Genomic DNA, 2,277 nt, shown 5'->3' with positions numbered 1-2,277 from the left:
CGCGGGCGCGGTCGGGCGACTGCTGGCGCGGGCGGCGCGCGAGGCGCCGGATGCGCGCGAGGCCGACCGGCTGTGGGACATGGCGATCGGGCTGCTCGACCGGCTCTGCGAGGTCGGCGGAGAGCGCGTCGGCGCGCCGGCGGCCTGGGCGGTGCGGCTCGAACAGGTGTTCGAGGGCAAGCCGGCAAAGGGCATGGCGGACACGGCGCGGGCCTGAGGCACGCCTTCGGGTCTGCGGACCTGGAGCAGGGATGATGGGCGCGGCGGTCACCGAGGGGTGACCGCCGCGCCTTGCTTTGGGGGCATGCCGCGCCAGGATTTAGGTTGACCGGCGGGGCTACGGGCCTCTAGCCTCCGTTCGTATCTGGATGATGCGTTCGTATTTGAACGTTCATCTGGACCGGATGAAGGACGGCATGGACTCGCTGGCGGGACGGACGGTGCTGGTGACGGGGGCGGCGCGCGGCGTCGGGCGCGCCATCGCGGAAGCCTGCGTGCTGGCCGGCGCGCGGGTGGTGGTCGCCGACCTGCTGCTGGAGCAGGGGCGCGCGACGGCCGCCGCGATCGGCGCGCGCTTCGTGCCGGTGGACCTCGCCGATCCGGCCAGCATCGCGGCGATGGCCGCCGACATCGCGGCCCACGAGGGCGCGCTGCATGGGCTGGTGAACAACGCGGCCATCGCGACGGGCATCGGTGGGCCCGAATACGACGCCATCGAGATCCCGACCTGGGACCGCGTGATGACGGTGAATGTCCGCGGCACCTGGCTGGTCACGCGCGACTGCGCGCCGATGCTGGCGGCGAGCGGGACGGGGCGGGTGGTGAACCTCGCCTCCGACACCGCGCTGTGGGGCGCGCCACGCCTGCTGGCCTATGTCGCGTCGAAGGGCGCGGTGATCTCGATGACGCGGAGCCTGTCGCGCGAGATGGGGCCGAAGGGCATCGGCGTGACGGCGGTCGCGCCGGGCCTTCTGCGCAACGAGGCGACGGAGTACGTGCCGGTGGAGCGACACCGCCTCTACGAGACGGGCCGCGCCGCGCCCGGCGCGATGGTGCCGGAGGACATCGCGCCGACGGTCGTGTTCCTGCTGACGCCTGGCGCGCTGGCGCTGACGGGGCAGGTGCTGCCGGTCAACAACGGGTTCGTCTTCGCATGATGTTGGTGTGCGAACATGCTGGCGCATGTCCGCCCTCAGGCGCCGGCGCCGCACGTCCGTGCGGCTTGGCTGCGCCGCACTGGCGGCGGGCCGCATTCGCGGCCTCGGCCGCTTGCAGCGGCCGCCTCGCCCGGGGTGCTCCGGATGTCTGACGCCGAGGACGGCTACATCTCGCCGCCCGTGCAGCGCGCCGCGCGCCTGCTGCGCCGCATCGCGGAGGGCGATGCGGTGGTGAACATGTCGCGCACGGCGCGCGAGCTCGACATCAGCCGCACCACGCTGCTGCGCCTGCTGCGCACGCTGGAGGCCGAGCGTTTTCTTGAATCGCGCGGTGAGGGCGGGGGCTGGCGCATCGGCACGGCGCTGCTCGGCCTCGCGGCGCGCGGCTTCGCGGGGGAGGACCTGGCGGAATCGGCGCTGCCCGTGCTGGAGAGGCTGGCCGAGGAGCTTGGCCTGTCCGCGCATCTCGGCGTGCTGGACGGGCGCGAGGTGGTCTACATGGCGCGCCGCGCGCCGAACCTCTCCTTCGCGAGCAATATCCGCGTCGGGTCGCGCCTGCCGGCGCATGCCGCGAACATGGGGCGCATCATCCTGGCGCATCTGCCGGAGGCGGAGGTGCGGCGGATGTTCGGCGACGGGCCACTGGAAGCGTCCACGCCGCACACGCCGACGAGCCTGGAGGCGCTGCTGGCGAAGCTGGCGGAGGACCGCGCGGCGGGGCTCGCCTGGAGCGACGGGCATTACGAACCGGCGATCGGGTCCGTCGCGGCGGTGCTGCGCGACGCGAGCGGACGGCCGGTCGGCGCGATCAATGTGAGCGGCCAGGTCGCGTCCTTCGCCGATCCCGAGCGGCGTGCGCGCATCGGCGCGGCGGTTTCGGCGGCGGCGGCGGAGATCTCGGCGCGCCTGGGCTTCGGCGGCATGCGGAAGGTCGCGTAACATGGACCTCGGATATCGCGATCGCGTGGCGGTGGTGACCGGCGGCACGTCCGGGATCGGGCTGGCGACGGCGCGGCTGCTGCTGGCGGAAGGCGCGCGCGTGGCGATCTGCGGGCGCGACGCGGCGCGGCTGGCGGCGGCGCGCGAAGCGCTGGACGGCGGCGAGCGGCTGCTCGCGGCG

4 protein-coding genes are annotated in these 2,277 nt (G+C 74.1%); all 4 read left to right on the top strand.

Features of this window, described 5'->3' with window-relative positions; translation table 11 throughout:
* Positions 1 to 217: hypothetical protein (locus L2I40_RS22120; RefSeq protein WP_237217449.1), on the top strand; the 217-nt coding region annotated here is incomplete at its 5' end.
* A 166-nt stretch (positions 218 to 383) separates the two neighbouring features.
* Positions 384 to 1,157 (top strand): SDR family oxidoreductase, encoded by a 774-nt coding sequence (locus L2I40_RS22115; RefSeq protein ID WP_237217447.1) that lies wholly within the window; start codon positions 384 to 386, stop codon positions 1,155 to 1,157.
* Positions 1,158 to 1,301: 144 nt separating this feature from the next.
* Positions 1,302 to 2,096, top strand: a complete 795-nt coding sequence (locus L2I40_RS22110; protein ID WP_237217445.1) for an IclR family transcriptional regulator — start codon at positions 1,302 to 1,304, stop codon at positions 2,094 to 2,096.
* A gap of 1 nt (position 2,097) precedes the next feature.
* Positions 2,098 to 2,277 (top strand): SDR family NAD(P)-dependent oxidoreductase (locus L2I40_RS22105; RefSeq protein ID WP_237217443.1); only part of this gene is annotated, 180 nt, incomplete at its 3' end.

Origin of the sequence: Falsiroseomonas oryziterrae (genome assembly GCF_021864505.1) — a bacterium.
GTDB classification, from domain to species: domain Bacteria; phylum Pseudomonadota; class Alphaproteobacteria; order Acetobacterales; family Acetobacteraceae; genus Falsiroseomonas; species Falsiroseomonas oryziterrae.
This window is presented reverse-complemented; position numbering and strand designations above follow the sequence as displayed.

Bases quoted from the DNA above. Each gene is read 5' to 3' on its own strand.
- L2I40_RS22110 (WP_237217445.1), top strand. From the start codon at position 1,302: ATGTCTGACGCCGAGGACGGCTACATCTCGCCGCCCGTGCAGCGCGCC.